We start from the raw sequence: 21,706 nt of genomic DNA, 5'->3' as shown, positions 1-21,706 counted from the left end.
GAGCGCATTCACTGAAGCGGTTTATTAAAACACTAAAGTTAAGTGCACAAAATTTAAATACACTGATCCTAGGTTAGGCAAAAATGGGTGGGCGATAGAGACCGTCGGCGATCGTGTTTGGCTGCGCTGTCGTTGAGCGAACCTTTGCTAAAACATATCCTCGTTGATTAACTGGCGAGAACTGACTATCTATTATGAGTTTTACCGAGTTGGCATTTGCAGAGCAAAAACAATCCAGGTCACAGCAGTCTTGCGACATATGGTTGTCATGCGAGCGAACAGCTGACCGCTCATTAAGCGAACTACGGCTAAAAATAGATTGATGGGTATTTACTTTATTGGCCGCCGGCTCGTGATGCATTTTATGATCCATCATCGGCTGATGCATTGCCGTGTTTTGAGCGCTCGTCATCATTTCACAAGGCAATTGAGTATCTGCCCAAGTTTGCCCAACAAACGTCAGCAAAACCAAGCTTACAAAAATGTCTTTAAAAAATGATTTAACCATACAATCCGCTCAATTAAGTTCGGGAAAATAATAATATAATGTGGGGTGTAAGTAAAATGCGCTGACGGAATCAGATTACATTAAGCAAGCACGTCTTTGAGAAATATTAAAAACCACTATCCACTATATAATAGCAATAGACCCAGTGCTATTTACAAACAAGGGGACTAGAATCGGGATAAACTCAATATAACCCCTCAGAAAAAAGGCTAAAACTGTAAAAATGGACGCATCTCAATTTAATATTATTCATTTAGGACTCCCTAAAACAGGCTCAACGTCTTTACAAAATTATTGGTAACTTACCAAATTCAAATCAATCGGTTTCAGATAAAGAAGCTATTATTTTCTAAAATACTTACAAGCTTCGAAAACCATTCGCAAATTGGTACATTAACGATCAAAAATATTAAACACGACTTATTAAGAGTATTAAGATCTGAACTGCAGCACAAAGGAAAGGTTTCGAATTTCGTTAACCGATTAGAACTGCAACAAGATTTGCACTTATCTTTGGATAAAGATATGCAAATGGCCATTAAAAACAATTTTTACGATTTTTTAGCGAGCAAACAAATTTCGCTAGAAGAGTTATAAAAAACCTGCACATGATTTTAAGGCGCATTCGATAATAATCTTATTGAACTAAAAAGTCCGCAATTACGCGGACTTAGATATGATTTAGTGCCTGTTAATGCCAGACCTTTTTTTAAAGGAGGATTATTCCCACTCAATCGTCGCTGGTGGTTTGCCAGATATATCGTAAACCACGCGTGAGATGCCATCAATTTCGTTGATAATACGATTTGAGACATGACCCAAAAAGTCATAGGGTAAATGTGCCCAAATGGCGGTCATGAAATCAATGGTTTCAACGGCGCGCAGCGATACAACCCAATCGTATTTACGGGCATCCCCCATTACACCAACCGAGCGTACTGGTAAAAATACAGTAAAAGCTTGGCTTACTTTATTGTACAAGTCAGCATTGCGTAACTCTTCAATAAAAATAGCATCCGCGCGGCGTAATAAATCACAATATTCTTTTTTGATTTCACCGAGCACTCGCACTCCTAAACCAGGTCCTGGGAATGGGTGGCGATACAGCATATCGTATGGTAAACCTAACTCAAGGCCCACTTTGCGTACTTCATCTTTAAAGAGTTCACGCAGTGGCTCAACCAGTTGCAGCTCCATGTCATCTGGTAAACCACCCACATTGTGGTGCGATTTAATCACATGGGCTTTACCGGTTTTAGAACCGGCCGATTCAATCACATCTGGGTAAATAGTGCCTTGCGCAAGCCATTTTGCTGTGGTGAGTTTTTTTGATTCTTCATCAAAAATTTCAACAAAAACACGGCCAATGATTTTGCGTTTTTTTTCTGGATCGGCTTCATCCGCTAACGCATCTAAAAAGCGATCTTCAGCATCAATATGAATAATGTTCAAACCAAAATGGTCACCAAACATTTCTAAGACTTGCTGGCCTTCGTTTAAACGCAATAAACCATTATCGACAAAAACACAGGTCAGTTTGTCGCCAATCGCACGGTGTAAAAGCATCGCTGTCACTGATGAGTCAACCCCACCCGACAGACCTAAAATCACTTCGTCATCACCCACTTGCTGTTTAATACGAGCCACTGCATCTTCAATAATAGACGCAGGTGTCCATAATTTTTCACAACCACAAATATCAACTACAAAACGTTCTAATAAACGCTGACCTTGTTTGGTATGAGTTACTTCTGGGTGAAATTGAACACCATAAAATTGTTTTTCTGGGTTAGCCATGGCCGCGTGCGGACAACTTTTTGTGGTCGCAACCGTTTCAAAACCGCTTGGCAAAGCCACAACTTTATCGCCATGACTCATCCAAACGTCTAATTGTGCTAAACCGTTTTCAGCCACCTGGTCTTCAATATTGGCTAATAATTGACCCGGTTTAACCAGCTCAACTTGAGCATAACCAAATTCACGGTGATCAGACCCCTGTACCTGACCACCCAGCTGTTGAGCCATGGTTTGCATGCCGTAACAAATACCAAATACAGGCACCCCAGCATTAAAAACATATTCAGGTGCACGCGGTGTATCAGCCGCGGTGACTGTTTCTGGACCACCCGATAATATGATGCCAGTTGGGTTAAATTCACGAATTTGACTTTCGCTTACGTCCCATGCCCAAAGTTCACAATAAACACCAATTTCACGAACACGTCGTGCAATTAGCTGAGTGTACTGCGAGCCAAAGTCTAAAATTAAAATTCGGCTCTGATGAATATTTTTTGTCATGAATAAACTTTTCCTAACGCTTTTTAGCCTAAGCGGTAATTAGGCGCTTCTTTAGTAATTTGCACGTCATGGACGTGAGATTCACCCATACCGGCTGAGGTAATGCGAACAAATTCGGCTTTGGTATTTAATGTTTTAATATCACCACAGCCAGTTAATCCCATAGCTGAGCGTAAACCACCCATTTGCTGGTGAATAATAGTCGCTAATGGACCTTTATAAGCGATTCTGCCTTCAATACCTTCTGGTACTAATTTGTCTGCTTCGTTTGATTTTTGAAAATAACGGTCACTTGAACCTTCTTTTTGGCTCATCGCACCCAAAGAACCCATACCGCGGTATGATTTATAATAACGACCTTGGAATAACTCAACTTCGCCCGGAGATTCTTCGGTACCGGCGAACATTGAACCAACCATGACACAGGAAGCACCCGCGACTAAAGCTTTTGCGATGTCACCAGAAAAACGAATACCACCATCCGCGATGACAGGTATGCCTCGTTCCGCCATGGCTTCAGCAGCATCGGCAACGGCAGTAATTTGTGGTACACCACAACCTGTCACGATGCGAGTGGTACAAATAGAACCTGGACCTATGCCAACTTTAACCGCATCAACACCTGCGTCAGCCAGTGCAATAGCACCCGCCGCAGTAGCAACGTTACCAGCAATCAGTTGTACATCAGGAAAGTTATCACGTACCCATTTTACCCGATCGATAACACCTTGCGAGTGACCATGTGAGGTATCAACTAAGATAACGTCTGCACCCGCTTCAATTAATGCGGCGACACGCTCATCAGTCCCAGCACCTACACCAACCGCAGCGCCCACTCGTAAGCGACCTAGTTCATCTTTACAAGCATTGGGTTTATTTTCAGCTTTATAATAATCTTTAACCGTGATCATGCCTGCCAGTTTAAAGTTATCATCAACGACTAACACTTTTTCAATGCGGTGCTGATGCATTAGGTCACGAATAACTTCTGACTTTTCGCCTTCTTTAATAGTCACTAAGTTTTCTTTTGGGGTCATTACATCAGCAACTTTTAAGTTTAAATTGCTTTCGAACCGAATATCACGCGCAGTACAAATACCAATTAAGTTATTTTGCTCGTCGATGACTGGAAAACCAGAAAACTTCACCTGCTCTGACAAGTTAATCACATCTTGGATACTCATGTCAGCGGTGACCGTAATAGGATCAGAAACAATGCCAGATTCGTATTTTTTTACTTGACGAACTTGCGCTGCTTGCTCTTCAATGGTCATATTTTTATGGATAAAACCCATACCGCCTTCTTGCGCTAACGCAATCGCTAAACGGGCGTCAGTGACTGTATCCATAGCAGCCGAAACCATAGGAATATTTAAGGTAATTTTTTTTGTTAGTTGGGTCTTTAAATTTGCCGTGTGTGGCAAAACGTTTGAGTGTCCAGGAACTAAAAGGACATCATCATATGTTAGAGCTTCTTTTGCGATTCTTAGCATTGCAACTTCTCACCAAAGGTTAGTGGTTATCAACAGTTGCGGCAGAATTTTAACGGCTTTAAGGCGACAGGTAAACTGAATTTTTTATGAAAGCGTATTAAATTTGCTTTACGCCCTAAAATCCTCTTAATATAGGTGTTTTTCAGTGCCTAAATTTGCCGTTAAAATGCAATCAGAACAACAAATATACAGCGTCAGCCGTTTAAATGCCCAAATTAAACAGGTGTTAGAAAATCAATTTTCTTCAATTTGGTTAGAGGGTGAAGTTTCTAACCTGATGAAAGCGGCGTCAGGTCATTGGTATTTTTCGTTAAAAGACAAAAACGCACAAATAAAATGCGCCATGTTTAAAGGTGCCAATCGTCGAGTTGCGCTGGCAATAGATAATGGTATGCAGGTACTGGTTAGGGCCAACGCCAGTTTATATGCGCCACGTGGCGACTGCCAGTTAATTGTTGAAAGCATGCAAGCAGCTGGATTAGGCCAATTACAACAAGCATATGAAGCGTTAAAAGATAAACTACAGCAAGCGGGTTTATTTGCTCAGGAACGCAAAAAAGCATTGCCTGAAAATATTCAGCGAGTTGCCTTGGTTACGTCAAGCAAAGGTGCAGCAATACAAGATATTTTAAGTATTTTAAAAAGACGGGCACAACATATTCAAATTGATGTGTATCCCAGCTTGGTGCAAGGGTCTGAGGCAACAGCAGATTTGGTCAATAAATTACAGCTAGCAGACCAAAACCCCGCAGTTGACGTGATTATTTTAGGCCGCGGAGGCGGCTCATTAGAAGATCTTTGGTGTTTTAACGAAGAAGCTTTAGCCCTGCAAATAGCTCAGTGTCAACATCCGGTTATTAGCGCTGTCGGTCATGAAAGTGATATTACTATCAGCGATTTAGTCGCTGATATCAGGGCTGCCACGCCATCAGCTGGTGCCGAAATCGTCAGCCAAAATTCACTTAACTGGCGTGCGGTACTCCCTTATCTAGGTGATCGTTTAAACCAGGCCATTCAATTTAGACAACAACACTATGCCAGCCAGTTAAAAGAAATCAATTATCGTCTAACCAGCCAAAGCCCGCTGCAAAAAGTTCGTCAGCAAGCACAAAGGGTGGACGAGATACATTTTTTACTGCAGCAAAAAATGCAGCAAAAAATAACTCGCATAACAGCGAAGCAGCACGCTTTAAATAACCGTATTTTAAATCAAAATCCTCAAGTCAAAATTGAAAAAACACGTGCTCGCATTATGATGTTCGAAGATATTTTAACTCATAACATTCAAGAACGTATTGCTCAGCAACAGCATCAACTAAAACTGCACGCCAGTAACTTGCATGCGTATTCGCCACTTAATACGTTAAGCCGGGGTTATTCGTTAACTTTTGACGAGGCAGGCAAAGTCGTTCAGCAAGCCGATGAGTTAAAACCAGGTCAAGAGATCACCACTCGATTTGCCAATAGCCAAGTCGTTAGTGAAGTAAAAAATGTTAGCGTCAACTCAAGTCGCTCAAGTGACGCTTGAGCTTAACTGAACGAGCACATAAAATGCTGCCCGATTATCTATTTTTATAAGGTTTAGTTTTCTTTTGATTAAAGCCCCGCAATTTAGATTTGCCTTTTTTCACCCAAAGTACTGGTTTACTTGGCTTGGCATTATTATTTTATATCTGATTAGTTGGTTACCCTATCGATTGCAATTGGGGTTAGGACGCCTGATAGGAAGGCTCTTATACCTGATAGCAAAACGACGTCGGCAGATAGCTAAACGCAATCTAGAATTATGTTTTCCCAAGATGCCAGATGACGAGCAAAAACAACTGTTAATAAAAAACTTTGAATCTACTGGCATTGCTTTATTTGAATCTAGCATGGGTTGGTGGTGGCCAAGTTGGCGATTAAAGAAGTTTTGTCATTACGAAGGCTTAGAACACATAGAAGCGGCCAAAGCTAAAGGACAGGGGGTCTTAATGGTGACTATACATATGATGTGTTTGGAGGTTGGTTGCCGAGTATTTGCACAAAAATACCCAAGTGTGGCGTTTTATCGACCGCACAATAATGACTTGATGGAATATTTTCAGTATCATGGCCGAGCTAGGGACAATAAGTACCTGATTGGCGCCAAAAATGTAAAAGGTTTGTTTTCAGCGTTAGCTGATAATGAGCTTTGTTTTTATTTACCGGATCAGGATTATGGCCGTCGCCGCAGCGTGTTTGTGCCCTTTTTTGCACAACCCGAAGCCTGTACAACAACTGGAACTACGTTATTTGCAGGTCAGTCTAATTGCAGTGTTTTGTTAGTTGTACCGCAACGCTTGGCTAAAGGCCGCGGTTATAAAATTACAGTCTCCCCTATTTTAGAAGATTACCCAAGTGGAGATGATAAAGCAGATGCAGCGCGCTTAAACCGGCTGATAGAAGAAGCCGTAATACAAGCGCCAGAGCAATATTTATGGTTACACAGGCGCTTTAAAACTCGGCCTGATCGAAAAGCACCATCTTTATACGATTAGCCGAAAAAATTCGTTTATCCTTATCGCTTAACGAGGTTAATGCAATGTTGTTTTGGATAAAAAATCTGTCTGCGCTGGCTCTCGTGGTTGGCGCATCGGCTGCATTGTTGTATCACTATCATGGTGTGGTTGAATCCAGAGCAGATCAAGGCTTGCCTGTTTCTGATAAATTTTCGGGCCTAAGCCAGTATTATCAAAAATATCGTTTTAGCCATAACCAGTATGCAGATACAGATGCAAAAAAATACATCTTGGATAACCCTTTACCTGATGTCACATTGACCGATTATCTGCGTTCTCAGGATTTAGGTAAAAGAACTGTCAGTGGGGCTTGGGTAGGGCCAGTGCAAAATCATAGATTTGTTGAAGGCGATCACCTTAAAATAAGAATGCAGGAAATCGCCGCTAGTCACAATATGAAGTTAGTCTGGTGGTTAAAAAAAGATTATATCGTTAAGGAATCTTTTCGAATTAATAATACGTCGGTCGGTGCACTTTATGAAATCGCAACGGCAATCGACGGCGATTTTCAGCGCGAAGTAAAAACATTCTTTTGCCCAATGCACCGCAGCTTAGTGATCACAGATAAAGTTGAGCATTATTTGAGAGACCATTGCGCGCAAGGCCGTAATTATCAAAAAATATTAAACTAACCCGGGGTAAATGCGAAATGTTTTTTGTCTGTCACAGACAATGTACCACCAGCTAACTCTTCTTTCGTAGTATAGTTCAATTCACCAAGATAAAAATGCACGTTGTTATATAATGCTTTACGCACTTTTACATAACACCCCTCACCCGCATGATCTATTTTTTCTCTTAACGCTTCAGCTGCCCTGCGAGCTGTTTTTAAGTCTTTGTCATGTTTTTTATAACACGCTATGGTTTTTTTGATTAACGTTGAGCGTTCTTGAGATTCTGGCAGCGTTTTTAAATGTTTCCACGTGGCTTCAACTTCGCCCAAGATAGCCCTTTTTTGCTTTTTGAGCTCCACCAGTTTTTCTAAATCAGCTTGATAATTTTCAATTTGTTTTGCAAGCCGAATGTGAATCGACTTTGCCGCTGGTGCGCCTATAGTAGAACACGCAACAAACCCATCCACTTCAAATAGTCCACCAATAATTTTTCCAAGCGGCATTTTTGCGTCACCGCCTTGAATGGATCTGGCGTATACCCGAGCATGAGATAAGTGGGCTGCAAAGTTTACTTGGCCACCCGCTGTAATACTGGCATATTGCACATATTTTGCCGAAACGTTTCCCTGCACAACCAGATTACAATTAAATTTAGCATCACGGTTAATTTGTTCACTTTCAGTTTTACGACCGACAATGCCTTGCATCACAACCAGATCGCCCGCTACGTGCACGTCTGCATTGTCAATGAAACCAGTCACTGTAACATTCCCTTTGGCAATCAATCTCATGCCTTCGGTAACATCACCGTGCACGATAACACCACCATTAAATTCAACGTGGCCGGTAGACACGTCAACCGATCCTATTTCCATTACATCATCAACACGAGCGCCTTTTTTTAATAAAAAAGGCATTCCATCACGTGCTGCAATTAATAAATTCTGATCGGTTTCTGATAACACTGTGCCTTTGCCAGTTTCAAATTCAATTAACTTTCCTGGAACAGCCGCAACGGCTTCACCAATCACATTAAAACCCGCTCGGCCTTTTTTCGGTGGATGACGGCGAACTAAAGGATCTCCGCTAGAAACAGATATCTGTTTACCTAAATCCCGCATGTCAACTTTACCTTGTTCATTTTCTTGCGGTTGCAGAGCGCGTTCATCAGCCGTTGGAAATAAACATTCAAACCAAGCATCTCTGCCATTCATGGCTGCCTGCCCTTTAGCAACTTCAGCTTTGAACAATTCACCTGGTTCAGCATCTTTTGCATCCGCCAACAAATTTTCTATCGCCGCTTTATCAACCCCCATCATGATCTGTTTTGACTGCAAAAACTTTATCACAGCATTAACAGCTGGCAGGTTTCCACCATAAGGGGCGGTTAGTTCGAGCACTGCAGACATTTTACTGTCAGATAGATGTACAGATAAATTTGCATCTCGTCGCTCGGCAATAGGGTGCTCCACCGGTTTATCAAAAGTTCGCTGGGCAATTTTTTCATTCACCAGATCAGCAAACAAGCTCACCTGATCATCGAGCAAATAAAGGTTTGCATAATCTGAGTTTTGCACATGCGTTTTGATTTGACTGGCCTTAATCGGCAGACTCGTTGCGATCGGCTGATATTTAGCTATCAGCTTAGTTCCTTTTTCATAAAGGCTTATTTCCAATTGAGCCATGTTAGTTACCACTTTTCTACTATAACAGAGGCTTGATTGACATTAACTATAACTGATAGACGCTCATTCGCAATTTTTTTTAACATTTTTGTTCGCCTCAAACTGTATTTGTTTAAGTAGTTTAACAAATTCATCTGCCGGCCTGTCTAAACCTGAATCTGGCAGTAAAAAATGATAACCACTTACCTTACATAAAGCGTCCATCCGATGTGCAAACATAGCTCTAAGTCCTTTAATTTGTTTTCCTTGCTGCGTTGTATAGGGCGCTGTATTTAAGCTGATTTCACTAAGTGACTCACAGTCAGGGCATTCATCTCGTAGATATTTATGTAAAATCGCTCGTTGCTCTAACATTAAATGGGAAATTAGCCGTAAACTAATTTTAGTCAACAAAACCTCTTTGTCGACTAATCGAAACCCAATATATGAAAGCTCGGTATGATCAAACCCCTGACGGATTGTAGGAATACCAATACGCTGAACATTTTGCCAATCTATATATAAAAATCCCCGTAAATGCTGGTAATACAGGCCATCATTATTAAGCATAAAGCTATATTCGGGCTCTTGTAATTTAAACACCCCGAGTATTAACATAATAAAAGCACAAGCCATTAAAAAAATGAGTGGTAAACGCGCCTGTTGCGCTAGTTCCATATATAAAATAATGGCTGTCACTAGCGCCAAGCCACCGGCGAGGCTTAATGTATAACCATGCTTTTGGGTATCTGAACGAATATAGATGGCTTGTTCGACTGGCATGCTAAACTCCAGGCAAATAAATATAGAGAACGTAATATAACATGACGGCAAACCAAATAATGATCAGCCGCCATTTTCGACAGCGCTGACAATCGGGCCATAACCATGTCAACCATTTTGAACGTTTCATGAAAAATACAACTTATAGGGGTAATTAAAAGGTTCAGATCAGAATTGCTTTAAATGATATTAGGCTTTAAATTTAACACAATTCAAACAATGTTGAAATCGCTTATAGACGAGCTTGCCCGAAGTTTTAAAAGGTTCAAAATAAAGCGCGCTGAGTTTTAACGCTTGTTTGTTTTCTTTATGATTTAAGCCAAAAGCAAATCGGCCTGGTTTATTTTTTGCTGCGATTGATAGCGTCCCCGATAACCAATCCCATACCGCTAAACAGGTCCCTAAATTAACGGGTTGGGGTGTTCGGTTGCGCTGATGGTGAAGCTGATGTTGAGCTGGACATATGACTATATACTGCAGCCAGGTTGGCCAGCGCAGCCAGACATGAGAGTGGCGCAAATTACTGGCAGCTAGGTTAAAAGCAAAAATAAATGCATTTACGCCCATGATATCGATAAGCGAAATATTTGTCCCCCACAAGGCCATACTTAAACCTAAAGCAATGCCTTGCACCAAGGTCATCCGGCTGGCGTACAATAAGGTTTCTATCGGGTGGCTACGAAAAATTGTCATAGGAGTTAATACAGTTGCACTGTGGTGTACTTTATGAAAGCACCAGAGCAGTGGCATTTTGTGCAAGCAAAAGTGTAATAAAAAACGGCTTAAATCATCTAAAATAAAAAATATCAACGTAAAACCTAACGCACTATGGCTTGCATACCCCCCCATTTGTGCTGGGCCATTAAAACCTTTGATAACATCATAAATAAATATCGCGATAGGAACACTAGAAAATAACAAGGGGGCAATAACCGCAAAGCGAATAAACCGATTAATGATAAAAAGCCAATAATCACAGCGTGCGCTGGCATGCCACCAAATCCGTCTATGAAACAAATAGCTAATTGAGCCTGAAATGATTAGAGCGGCCAGTCCGGCGGCCAGCAAGTACGCCCAAAAAAGGCGATTGCTGGCTTCTAAAAGCTGCGCAGATATTTGCAGAATATCTGCTTGCAACCAATTAAAAATAAGCTCAAACACAAGTTAATACCGGTATTTATAGCCCACTACCCATTGTCTGGGTTTGCCTGGCCGAGCACCATTGGGACGTCGGCTGACTATCTCTCTTTCGGCTGTGACATTATCGAGCTTTAAATACAAGCTCTGCTGACTATTTAATTCATAACTGCCCGATAAATCCAATTGCCAAGACGCCGCAATAGTTTGTCCTGACAGAGTTTCACCAGTACCTGCCGTTTCGTTCATTTCGCTGATATAACGGCTTTGCATAGCCACTTGCCAGTGGTTAGCTCGTAAACCTAAATTAATGGTAAGGCTGTGTTCAGGCTGATATGGCATACGATCACCTGCGCTGACTTGTCCCCACTGCGGATAGTCAGACACAAAACTTTGTTTAAATTCTGAGCGAACATAGCTATAACTCACTGACCAAGGCAGGTCCAAACCTCCGGTTAAAGGATGCAAGCCTGAAAATTGACTTTCTAACCCATAAATATCAACATTTCCGCCGTTAAAGTCTGCATCAAGCGGACAATTTGATGACTGCGAAAAAGAACAGCTCTCTTTTAAGTTTTGATAGTCGTTATAAAACAGCACCAATTCTGCATTCATAGGTTGGCCAAATCGACGATACCCTAACTCATAATTCAGGCTTTTTTCTGCATCAATCGCCGCATCATTTTGCTGTGGGCTGCTAGGTACATAACCTTGATGAACACCGGCAAAAATACCTTGTTTGGATGAAAGTTGATAAAACAGGTTCATACTTGGCAACCAGATTTCAGTCTCTTTTTTCAACCAATCATTGTCATTTTTTCGGTTTTGATACAAAGAGTCGATTTGCTCACGGCGGATCCCCGCAGTGACTGTTAACTGATCAAATTTAACTGAGTCTTGTATATAGAAAGACCAAGCATCTGCTTGCTCACGGTTGACTGCGGCATCCACAGGATCTGATAAGCCATCTAAACGACCACCGGCTGTCATAGTTGCCATTTGGGTATAATGATCGCGCTCAATATAATCTTCATGGTAGCGTAAACCAAACGAAATTTGATGGGCCAGATCAGCAAGATTCAAGTGTATTTTTGCATCTGTTTGCAGGCCACGCGACTGATAGCTTCGATCATTCGTTCCTAGCTCTATTTCGCCTTCTGCTTGCCCTGTCAGTAACTGATAATACGCTTGCATTTGCGGATCATCTGGATTGCTTAATACGCTTAACAAATCTGGACTATTGTTACCCAGTCCACTTACTTTGCGCCAAGCGCGGGCAAAGTCATGCTGATAAAGACGGGTGATCACATTAAAAGACGCGTATTCAATATAATGGTTAATTTGATAACTTTGGTGGTCCCAGTCCATTCGATCTAATTGAGTAGCGGCATAACGGCGATCAGGATCCTCTATAAAATCCGCATCTGTTAAGCCTAAATAGGTTTCATGTGAAGTTTCATCAGCATAGGCTAATTTTAACTCTATAAAATGCGCAAGCGCCGAGCCCACCAATTGATAGCTGAGTTTGCCCATCAGATCGGTTTTATCAAACCCTGTCTCTGCGTTGCTATTATCAATCGATTTAAAACCATCTGCGCCTGTATACAAACCTTCAAGTAAATAGCCAAATTTATCGACTTGTTGGCCGTGGTATAAATGGGCTTTTTGATAACCATCGCCACCATAAGCTAGATCAAGCCCAAGATCATAAGCGGTTGGGATCGGTCGTGTAACTAAGTTTAATGCGCCAGCAACTGTATTGGGACCATATTTGATTGCCGACGGACCTTTAAATACCTCAACCGAAGTCATTCGACTGACCATAGGAAAGTAGTAAGCGGACGGGGCTGAATAAGGCGCGGGGGCAATTAATACACCATCTTCCAATAACGATATTTTACGGCTACGTTCAGGCGTCGCACCTCGAAATCCAATATTGGGCCGCAAACCATAACCATCTTCTTCGCGAATGTTAACGCCAGGCACAGTTGCTAATACACGGCTAATATCATCAAACTCGAACAATTCTAAACTCTGTTCAGAAATGAACGCTGTTGCGCCACCCGCGGTTCGTAAAACATCTTGATTGCCGAGAATTTGCATATGTTCCATGTATTGCTCATTGGCTAATACCAAGCTTGGCAATAACGCAAAAAACACACTGCGGCGGATGAATGTTAGTTTAATCATTTATGTTCACCCCACTCTAATCATTATCGCCAGCCGATGTATCCGGTAAATCGACGGATAAGCTGGTAATAAAGTGCGTTTTTAACTGATCGGTGAGGGTTTTAATCGCGTTATGAACAGATTGTAGCTCTGTAAACGCGCTACCTTGCTGATTTAAAACCTCAGCCATATCTTGTTCAATTTTTGTCAAAGATTCACTCGCGTTTGACAATGCGAGTAACATGGTACTTGCCGTTTGTTTATCTCCGACCGCTTGTAAATAATCATCAAAGCCGGGTGCTTTATGTTCTTCGGTGTCATCACCGCCGGTAAAAAATAATTCAAGCCCTTGCAAATTGGCTTGCATATTTTTAATAGCCAGCTTGGCATTAGGCGATTCAACCTCAGCTGGGCAAGGCGCGTTTCCACACTGATTTGAAAAATAACCTAATGGCACACCCAGTTTATTGTCTTTTAAAAACTCAGCATAAAATAAAGCTTGTCCCAACTGGTTTATGGCTTCACGCGGGTCACCCTCGACCAGCGTTTGACGATAATTATTGTCACCTTGGTACCAGCGTTCCTTAAATGTTTGAAAGCTATTTTTTAAATCGTCTAAAACCACTTGGGCAAATTCGCAACGAGTCGTGTCTTGTTCAGCTTGTGACAGCTGTCTCCATTGCGTCAGAACCGTGTTATCGATCGCGCAAATTGAGCCTATTTTTTCATTAAATAATAAGGTTTCCAACGCATCTAAACCGCGCCGGCTATTGGCTCTATTTGCCAACTCATAGGGTTGCCCGTTCACCATTCCTTGGGTGAAAAAAGCTAAGTCCAATTCCACTCCACAAGCCGAAACAGAGTCCGGCCACGAATATATTTGATTTCGCAACTCAGCGTCATTTGCTAATAAAGGTTGCATTTGCATCGCTTCGAGGTTTTGCCAACTAAACATTAACGTTTGATACGCGCTTTTGACATTCGCGAAAGCGGCATCGTCACTACGGGTCTCTGTTATAGTCTCGCAATAAGGAGCTAAATGAGTTTGCATTAGCTGAATATTGTCATCAACACTTTGATGCGTTGGTCTAAGCACCTTGTCGACTAAGTGCTGAATAAGCTCTTGTTCGGTAAAGTCTGCTGTTAAACCAAATTCTGGACCTGCTTGGCTTTGGGTAGATTCACCGCAGGCCGAAAGGCCTGCCAGTGCACCCATCAGTATAAAGGGACTGATGATTTTTAGTTTCATAAAATTTCCGCTGCGTAAATTACCAGTTTGCAACTACTTCACTATCAAAACCGTAAGCGGCTTGTAAAATATCGCGTGCTGAAATTAACGCCTCAAGATAAGCTGTTTGCTCAACCTGTACTGTAACTGGCTGGTTGCCCACTAAAGTATTCACTTGGGCAAAATCAGTGTCTGATAATGGGCTACGAGGGTTAAATTGAAGGCCCAATAAAAAGCCTTTTAATTCAGACCAGTGTTTAGCGGTATCTGCCAAGCTAAACTCAGCAGTGCCGATTTTACTCACATCAGCATGAGTGTCGTTAATATAATGAATCACAGTCGCAGCTATGGCTTTTTCCCAAGCTAATACCGCTTGGTCACGATAACCTTGCAACGCTTCTAATTGTGCGCTCGTTAACTCTGTGCCAGCATATTGGTTAATCAAAGCACGGCCTTTTATAAAAGCGGTCATTGCTTCAGCAGTGAAGTCAGTTTCACCATTGCTGCCCACATCTCTTTTAGCTGCATTAACAGACTGCCCAAAGTTATATTCGCTGGTTAAATCAATTAGGTTATCTTGGTTAGCATCTTGAGCAGCACTGCTGGCAAGTGTTGCATCGTCATAAGCTAAATAATCGCGGGCAGCACCAAAATACCCAAAACCTTCATCCCACTGGTGTTCAAGCGAAGTATAAGCTGCGTCACCTTGCACATTAGACGATAACAGGCCTTTGCCTTCTGTATCGTCATCTAAATAATCATCTGTTCCTTGCGAATAAGCGACAGACATCAATAAAAACTTTTGAATCAACTGCTTAAGATCGATACCTGTCGGGGTAACATAAGGAGTATCAACCGAGCTATTGGTATAAAACTCGACCATTGCGTTGCTGGCTAATTTTTTAAATAAAGCTAAAACCAGACCTTCTGGTGTATTATCAAAGCCTGTCATAAAGGTGGCATCAAAACCAACAAAAGCAATGCCTTCGTTCCAGTTTTTATGCTGACCGGTTGCATCATTTCCGGCAATTTTATCTTGTAAATTTTTGCCGCTTGAAATCGCGTTAATATCTGCTTGCTCGGGGTTATCAATAAAGCTGATGTCGGCATCTAACACAGCGGCCACATCGACACCTGTTGGCGCATTGTCCGGATTGTAATAATAGGCATGTAACTTAGCCAGAATTTCAGCTTCGTTAGTCACAACTTGGTTATTGAGATCTTGCGCCAGTTGCGAATCAATATAGTTGTTTAATTCAGCAATTAATACATGGCGAGCAATCTGCCCGGTGTAACTCACACTTGACTCGCTGCTATCAAACTTACTCGCAAAAGCATACACTTCTAACTCGTCTGTCACTTGAACTGTAACTGTCTCAGTGGTTTGAGCCGTGCCATCTGACACAGTAATTGGTAGACTAATACTCGTTTCACTCTCAAAGTCTAACTGAATATCTTGTTTTAATGACAGTTGATTGCCATCAATTTTGAATCTGTCATCAGCACCGGCAGCCAAAACAAAAGTCAGACTATCACCGTCGGCATCGGTCGCTGATAATTGGCCGATATCAACACCCGCTTGATTTTCGCTAACAGCTGACGCGGATAACTGAATGCTGTGTGGCGCGCTATTTTCTATTTCTGCATTGTCATCTGATGATGAACCACCACACGCGGCCAATGAAAGTGCCACAGCACTGAATAATAGAGTATGTTTTGCGTTCATGTCCTATCCTGATCGTTGTTCTTTAATTAAATTGTATTCAGATTTAAAGTTAGCTGAATAATCAGACCAAGATGATAGACCTAACGCGAATCATTATCAATTGCAAAATTAGTTTTTTTTAATTTAGTAATAAGAAAAATTTAACGCTTCACACTGAGCTTGGTAAAAGTTTGTTGTGTGTTTGCATATAGTTGTGCTGCTAGTTCATGTTTATCTTTTGATTTTAATTTAACCAAATGAGCAAATATTTCTGTTAAATAAGCAGGTTGGTTTAACTGACCCTGGCGGCCACAAATCGGCATATCAGGTGCGTCTGTTTCCAATAGCAAGTGCTCGCTATCAATTTTTGCTATGACTTCTCGCGTTTTTTGCGCGCGCGTATAAGTGATAGTCCCACCAACGCCTAACTTAAAACCAAGTTCTACCAGTTGCTCTGCTTGCTGCAAACTGCCGGCAAATGCATGTAACACCCCGCCATACTGAAAATCTATTTGTTTTATATATTTACACAAAACATCTATGCTTTTTCTATGGTGCAAGATAACTGGCAACTGATAAGTTTTAGCGAGTTTTAATTGCGATACAAACAAATCAAGCTGTCGATTTTTACTAGTTAAACAGGGCGCACACTGAGGGGAAAAATCTAACCCTATTTCGCCAACGGCGATAATGTTTGGGTTACGAATTAACTCTGATTCGAGTTCACTTAAGTCACTTGGCGCATGTTCGCTGAGAAAATATGGGTGCAAACCAAAAGCAAGTTCAACTTGTTGAGGATATAATTTTTTCAAATTTTTTAGCTGAAAAAAACTTTTTCTGGTGGTTGCTGGTACGATAAATCTATCCACACCAGCTTGCTTAGCTTGCGCTAGAACGCTCACTAGGTCAGTTTTTTTCGCTAATAAATCTAAATGACAGTGAGAATCAAAAAATTTCATTTAAACCCTTGAAAGCTTTTTAAGGTGGCCATAAATACGTGATAGACGCCGAGAACGGGTCTAACCAAGTACCAGCCCGCAAGGGTGGTACGAATAAACTTTAACATATTGCTTAATAGCGAGGATATGCTTATGAAAACTTTCGATTTTACCCCTTTATATCGTTCATTTATCGGTTTTGATCATCTTGCTGATTTAATGGATAGTGCCGCCCGCACCGACAAATCAGCTGGGTATCCACCCTATAATATAGAAACAACCGGTGATGACAAATATCGCATCACGCTTGCCGTGGCAGGTTTTGGTGAAGATGAACTAGAAATAAAACTGGAAAATAATACGCTTGTCGTGACTGGCCAAAAAGCGGATCAAACTGTAGACGAAAATACAGCAGATGCCTCAAAAAGATTTTTGTACAAAGGTATCTCTGAGCGCAATTTTGAACGCAAATTCCAGTTAAGCGATCATATAAAAGTATCAGGCGCAAATATGGATAAAGGTCTTTTATATATAGATCTATACCGACAAGTACCAGAAGCATTAAAACCCAAAAACATTCCGATTAATGCTGCGGCTGGGCAAAACGAATTGCTGGAAAATAAATAACAAAATAAAAGGCTGCTTTTTAAGCAGCCTTTTTTATTGCCAAAGGATCTTTTTTATACTGATTACGTAAAAGTAAAAAACTCATAAAAACGACACTCAAATGGACATTTTTTTATCTTGTTTTAGCACTTTTATCGTTTTAATTACACTATTACCTTTTTCTCGCCATTCCCATTGGCTGGTGAGAGGCTGGGACTTTCCGCGTGCTCAAATCTCTGTATTAGCGAGTCTGTTATTAGTCCTTCAATTATACTTTTATTCATTTACAAAAATAACTGACTGGATTGCCTTTTTATCTGTGCTGGTAGCGCTGGGCTGGCAGATCAGTTGGATCTTACCCTATACGCCACTGTGGAAAACTCAGGTAAAAAGTGCCTTACCCGATAATAAGGGTACATCCATTAAAATTCTAACGAGCAATGTATTAAAACCCAATTCTAACACACACTTATTAGAGGCTCACATCGAAGCCGAAGACCCAGATATTATTGTTACCTTAGAGTCAGATGATATTTGGCAAAAAAGTTTAGAAAAATTTGCGAATAAATATCCATATGCTGTCAAATGTCCGCTGGACAATCTTTATGGCATGCACGTTTATTCTAAGTTAGAGTTCTCTGAAGAGCAGTTGTGTTATCTGGTCGAAGATGGAGTGCCTTCGGTTCATGCTATGGTCAAACTAGGCTCAGGGGATTTGATACGAGCTTATTTTATTCACCCTGCCCCGCCAAGTCCGAGTGAAAATACGTATTCAAAAGAACGTGATGCTGAATTAATTATAGTTGCCAAAGATATTGCCAAAAAATACCAGCCGACGATTGTTGCAGGTGATCTAAACGATGTTTCTTGGTCACCAACAACCCGATTATTTAGAAAAATAAGTGGCCTCGCTGACCCGAGGATCGGCCGCGGTATGTTCAATACCTTTCATGCAAAATATTGGTTTTTGCGCTGGCCATTAGATCATTTATTTCACAGTAAAGAGTTTAAGCTCAAACAGATGCGCAGATTAGCTTCAATCGGTTCAGATCATTTTCCAGTTTTGACTGAGCTGGTTTATTTACCAGACGGCAAAAACAAACAAAAAGACTTAACACCAGATGAAAATGATAAAAAATTTGCTAAAGACATAGGTCGCAGTGAAGATGTATCGGATAAGGATGTGCCAGATTTTGAAATAAAAACAAAATAAAACCCAAGCAGCAGGAAGGCTGCTTGGATTTGATAAAAACTATTTAAAGGCTACGCTTACGAAAACGCTCAATTAGCGCATTGGTTGATGCGTCACCATCCAGCTCAATTGAAGTATCTTCTAATTTAGCTAACACATCATTCCCCAACACTTTACCTAACTCAACACCCCATTGGTCAAATGAGTTAATGCCCCAGATAATACCTTGCACAAACACTTTATGTTCGTATAACGCAATTAGCTGACCTAAAGTTTCGGGCGTTAACTTGTCCATCAATAAGGTATTACTTGGTTTGTTACCAGCAAATACTTTTTGCGGAACCACTTTTTCTATCGCTTCATCAGATAAACCTTTATCTGCTAATTCGGCTTTAACTTGCTCAGCCGTTTTACCCTGCATTAATGCTTGCGTTTGACCAAAACAGTTTGAAGCTAACATAGCATGGTGATTAGACATTTCATGCTGTGAGGTTAATGGCAAAATAAAGTCAGCAGGAATTAATACCTGGCCTTGGTGAATCAACTGGTGGAAAGCATGCTGACCATTAGTACCTTCACCACCCCAGATCACAGGACCTGTAGCATAATCTAGATAATCACCTTGAGGTGTTGCTGACTTACCGTTTGATTCCATATCCAGTTGCTGAACATAAGCAGGGAAACCTCGTAAGTAGTGATCGTATGGCAATAATACATGGCTTTGTGCACCAAAGAAGTTAATATACCAAACTCCTAAAGTGGCCATTAACACTGGCAAGTTGTCTTCTAATGGTGCCGATTTAAAGTGCTCATCCATCGCATAAGCACCTTTTAATAAAGCTTCAAAGTTGTCAAAACCAAGTGACAAAGCGATAGGTAAACCAATAGCAGACCATAATGAATAACGACCACCGACCCAGTCCCACATAGGGAAAATATTATTTTCGTCCATGCCGAACTCAACAGCCGCTTTAATATTTGAAGACACACACATGAAGTGTTTTGCAATATCTTCAAAACGACCGCCGTTATTTAAAAACCACTCTTTTGCTGTGAGTGTATTTTTTAACGTCTCTTGAGTGCCAAAAGATTTAGACGACATTAAAATTAATGTGCTTTCTACTGGTAAGGTCGCTAAAACATCATGAATGTGTGCACCATCAACATTGGCAACAAAGTGTACTTTTAGGCCATCAACCTGATAAGGTTTAAGTGCTTCGGTCATAATCTTAGGACCTAAAAACGAACCACCAATACCAATAGCCAATACGTCAGTAAATGGTTTGCCAGTATAGCCAGTGCGAGTGCCATTATGAACTTCTTCAACGAAGGTTTTCATTTTTGCCAAAGTTTCACGTACTTCTGGCATGACATCCTGACCGTCTACAATCACTTCATTGTCAGCCTGGTTACGCAATGCGGTGTGCAATACGGCACGATCTTCTGAAGTATTAATACGGGCACCAGCAAACATGCCGTCGCGTTTTTCTTCAACGTTTGCTTCTCGCGCTAAGTCTAACAATAACTTTTTGGTTTTTTCGGTGATGCGGTTTTTAGAATAATCTAATTCAAGGCCGCAAGCCGTTGCTGAAAATTTGCTAAATCTCTCAGGATCTTGCGCAAATAAATCACGCATATGGAGGTCTTTAACATCATCAAAATGCGCTTTAAGTGCGCTTACACTTTTAAGTTCGGTAAATAGAGCCATGGTTTTATCTCTGTCACAAAAGGAAGGTAAAAAAAATAAGGCGGTCTGATGCCGCCTTATTTTATATCAATGCCGGCTTATAACTTTGCGCGCAGCATGTCTTCTAATTTGTTTTGGTCTTTAGCGAAGTTACGGATACCTTCAGCCAATTTTTCAACTGCCATTGCATCTTCGTTAAACTCCCAACGGAACTCATCTTCGGTCAAGCGTGCTGGACGCTCTTTGATTTCACCATTGAAAGATAATTTGGCTTCTAATTCGCCTTCTGAGTTTTCTAACTCTTCCAACAATGCAGGGCCAATTGTTAAACGATCGCAGCCAGCTAATTCGATAATTTCATCTGTGTTACGGAAACTTGCGCCCATAACAACAGTGTCATAACCGTGTTCTTTATAATAATTGTAGATGCTAGTAACAGAAACAACACCTGGATCTTCAGCAGGTGCATAGCTGTCTTTACCTTCGGCTTTTTTGTACCAATCAAGAATACGGCCAACAAATGGCGAAATTAAATAAACACCGGCTTCGGCGCACGCACGTGCCTGGGCAAAGCTAAATAAAAGAGTTAGATTACAGTTAATGCCTTCTTGCTCTAAAATTTCGGCTGCTTGAATGCCTTCCCAAGTCGAGGCTAATTTAATTAATACACGGTCGTTAGAGATGCCAGCTTCGTTATATAACTTAATCAATTTACGAGCTTTAGCTAGTGAACCTTCTTTATCAAAAGATAAACGTGCATCAACCTCAGTAGAAATACGACCAGGAACACTTTTTAAAATCTCAAGCCCAATATTGACTGCTAATTTGTCGCCTGCATCGATAATTTGCTGATCTACATCACTTGACTGCTCTTTAGCCCATGCGATCGCATCGTCAATATAAGGGCCGTATTCCGGAATTTGAGCTGCTTTTAATAACAGACTTGGATTCGTGGTTGCATCTTGTGGTTTATATTTTTTAATGGCTTCAATTTCGCCAGTATCAGCTACAACGGTCGTTAATTTGCGTAAGCTTTCCAACTTAGTAGTCATGTATTGCTATCCTATTAATTTGAGTTACAAATAATTCATTCAATATTGCGCGCTATTATAGCGCGGAACGGGCAAAGGTGCATGCCCGAGAA

Annotated in this window: 17 protein-coding genes; 5 read left to right on the top strand and 12 right to left on the bottom strand. The window is 41.1% G+C overall.

Features of this window, described 5'->3' with window-relative positions; all coding sequences use genetic code 11:
- Positions 1-73: 73 nt before the first annotated feature.
- The 3 genes from C727_RS0107525 to guaB form a co-directional block, all read right to left on the bottom strand.
- Positions 74-508, bottom strand: coding sequence for a hypothetical protein (locus tag C727_RS0107525; RefSeq protein ID WP_017445013.1), 435 nt, complete (start codon positions 506-508; stop codon positions 74-76).
- Positions 509-1,228: 720 nt separating this feature from the next.
- Positions 1,229-2,806 carry a glutamine-hydrolyzing GMP synthase gene (gene guaA, locus C727_RS0107515; RefSeq protein WP_017445011.1) on the bottom strand — a complete coding sequence of 526 codons (1,578 nt, stop codon included), beginning with the start codon at positions 2,804-2,806 and terminating at the stop codon, positions 1,229-1,231.
- 23 nt (positions 2,807-2,829) lie between these two features.
- The gene (gene guaB / locus C727_RS0107510) at positions 2,830-4,299 is read right to left on the bottom strand and encodes an IMP dehydrogenase (RefSeq protein ID WP_017445010.1); all 1,470 of its coding nucleotides are present in this window, start codon (positions 4,297-4,299) and stop codon (positions 2,830-2,832) included.
- Between the two features lie 145 nt (positions 4,300-4,444).
- Between guaB and xseA the strand changes: the two genes are divergently transcribed.
- The 3 genes from xseA (at position 4,445) to C727_RS0107495 (ending at position 7,471) form a co-directional block, all read left to right on the top strand.
- Positions 4,445-5,827 carry an exodeoxyribonuclease VII large subunit gene (gene xseA, locus C727_RS0107505; RefSeq protein WP_017445009.1) on the top strand — a complete coding sequence of 461 codons (1,383 nt, stop codon included), beginning with the start codon at positions 4,445-4,447 and terminating at the stop codon, positions 5,825-5,827.
- 64 nt (positions 5,828-5,891) lie between these two features.
- Positions 5,892-6,818 carry an LpxL/LpxP family Kdo(2)-lipid IV(A) lauroyl/palmitoleoyl acyltransferase gene (gene lpxL, locus C727_RS0107500; protein ID WP_017445008.1) on the top strand — a complete coding sequence of 309 codons (927 nt, stop codon included), beginning with the start codon at positions 5,892-5,894 and terminating at the stop codon, positions 6,816-6,818.
- Between the two features lie 44 nt (positions 6,819-6,862).
- Positions 6,863-7,471, top strand: a complete 609-nt coding sequence (locus C727_RS0107495) for a TcpQ domain-containing protein (RefSeq protein ID WP_017445007.1) — start codon at positions 6,863-6,865, stop codon at positions 7,469-7,471.
- Here C727_RS0107495 and C727_RS19010 read toward each other — a convergent pair.
- The 7 genes from C727_RS19010 to C727_RS0107460 all read right to left on the bottom strand — a co-directional run bounded on the left by C727_RS19010 (position 7,468) and on the right by C727_RS0107460 (position 17,098).
- Complete coding sequence (locus C727_RS19010; RefSeq protein WP_017445006.1) at positions 7,468-9,138, bottom strand: DUF342 domain-containing protein; 1,671 nt, start codon at positions 9,136-9,138, stop codon at positions 7,468-7,470. The two genes, C727_RS0107495 and C727_RS19010, sit on opposite strands and share 4 nt — an antisense overlap.
- A 63-nt stretch (positions 9,139-9,201) precedes the next feature.
- Positions 9,202-9,900, bottom strand: a complete 699-nt coding sequence (locus C727_RS0107485) for a DUF2982 domain-containing protein (protein WP_017445005.1) — start codon at positions 9,898-9,900, stop codon at positions 9,202-9,204.
- A gap of 189 nt (positions 9,901-10,089) precedes the next feature.
- Positions 10,090-11,061: a sterol desaturase family protein gene (locus tag C727_RS18190; RefSeq protein ID WP_017445004.1), complete on the bottom strand. Its 972-nt coding sequence runs from the start codon at positions 11,059-11,061 to the stop codon at positions 10,090-10,092.
- Between the two features lie 3 nt (positions 11,062-11,064).
- Complete coding sequence (locus C727_RS0107475) at positions 11,065-13,227, bottom strand: TonB-dependent receptor family protein (protein WP_017445003.1); 2,163 nt, start codon at positions 13,225-13,227, stop codon at positions 11,065-11,067.
- 16 nt (positions 13,228-13,243) lie between these two features.
- Positions 13,244-14,455: an imelysin family protein gene (locus C727_RS0107470; RefSeq protein ID WP_017445002.1), complete on the bottom strand. Its 1,212-nt coding sequence runs from the start codon at positions 14,453-14,455 to the stop codon at positions 13,244-13,246.
- A 19-nt stretch (positions 14,456-14,474) separates the two neighbouring features.
- Positions 14,475-16,160 (bottom strand): DUF4856 domain-containing protein, encoded by a 1,686-nt coding sequence (locus C727_RS0107465; RefSeq protein WP_017445001.1) that lies wholly within the window; start codon positions 16,158-16,160, stop codon positions 14,475-14,477.
- A 140-nt stretch (positions 16,161-16,300) separates the two neighbouring features.
- Positions 16,301-17,098: a TatD family hydrolase gene (locus C727_RS0107460; protein WP_017445000.1), complete on the bottom strand. Its 798-nt coding sequence runs from the start codon at positions 17,096-17,098 to the stop codon at positions 16,301-16,303.
- A gap of 132 nt (positions 17,099-17,230) precedes the next feature.
- Here C727_RS0107460 and C727_RS0107455 point away from each other — a divergent pair, with 132 nt between their 5' ends.
- The gene (locus tag C727_RS0107455) at positions 17,231-17,704 is read left to right on the top strand and encodes an Hsp20 family protein (protein ID WP_017444999.1); all 474 of its coding nucleotides are present in this window, start codon (positions 17,231-17,233) and stop codon (positions 17,702-17,704) included.
- Positions 17,705-17,804: 100 nt separating this feature from the next.
- Positions 17,805-18,896, top strand: coding sequence for an endonuclease/exonuclease/phosphatase family protein (locus C727_RS0107450; protein WP_017444998.1), 1,092 nt, complete (start codon positions 17,805-17,807; stop codon positions 18,894-18,896).
- A gap of 43 nt (positions 18,897-18,939) precedes the next feature.
- On the opposite strand, the gene pgi is transcribed toward C727_RS0107450, so the two are convergent.
- Positions 18,940-20,583 carry a glucose-6-phosphate isomerase gene (gene pgi, locus C727_RS0107445; RefSeq protein ID WP_017444997.1) on the bottom strand — a complete coding sequence of 548 codons (1,644 nt, stop codon included), beginning with the start codon at positions 20,581-20,583 and terminating at the stop codon, positions 18,940-18,942.
- 77 nt (positions 20,584-20,660) lie between these two features.
- Complete coding sequence (gene tal / locus C727_RS0107440; protein WP_017444996.1) at positions 20,661-21,614, bottom strand: transaldolase; 954 nt, start codon at positions 21,612-21,614, stop codon at positions 20,661-20,663.
- Positions 21,615-21,706 lie beyond the last annotated feature (92 nt).

The organism is Gayadomonas joobiniege G7 (assembly GCF_000300815.1).
GTDB lineage: Bacteria > Pseudomonadota > Gammaproteobacteria > Enterobacterales > Alteromonadaceae > Catenovulum > Catenovulum joobiniege.
Note: the sequence above shows the minus strand (reverse complement) of the source record. Positions and strands in the feature narration are given on the sequence as shown.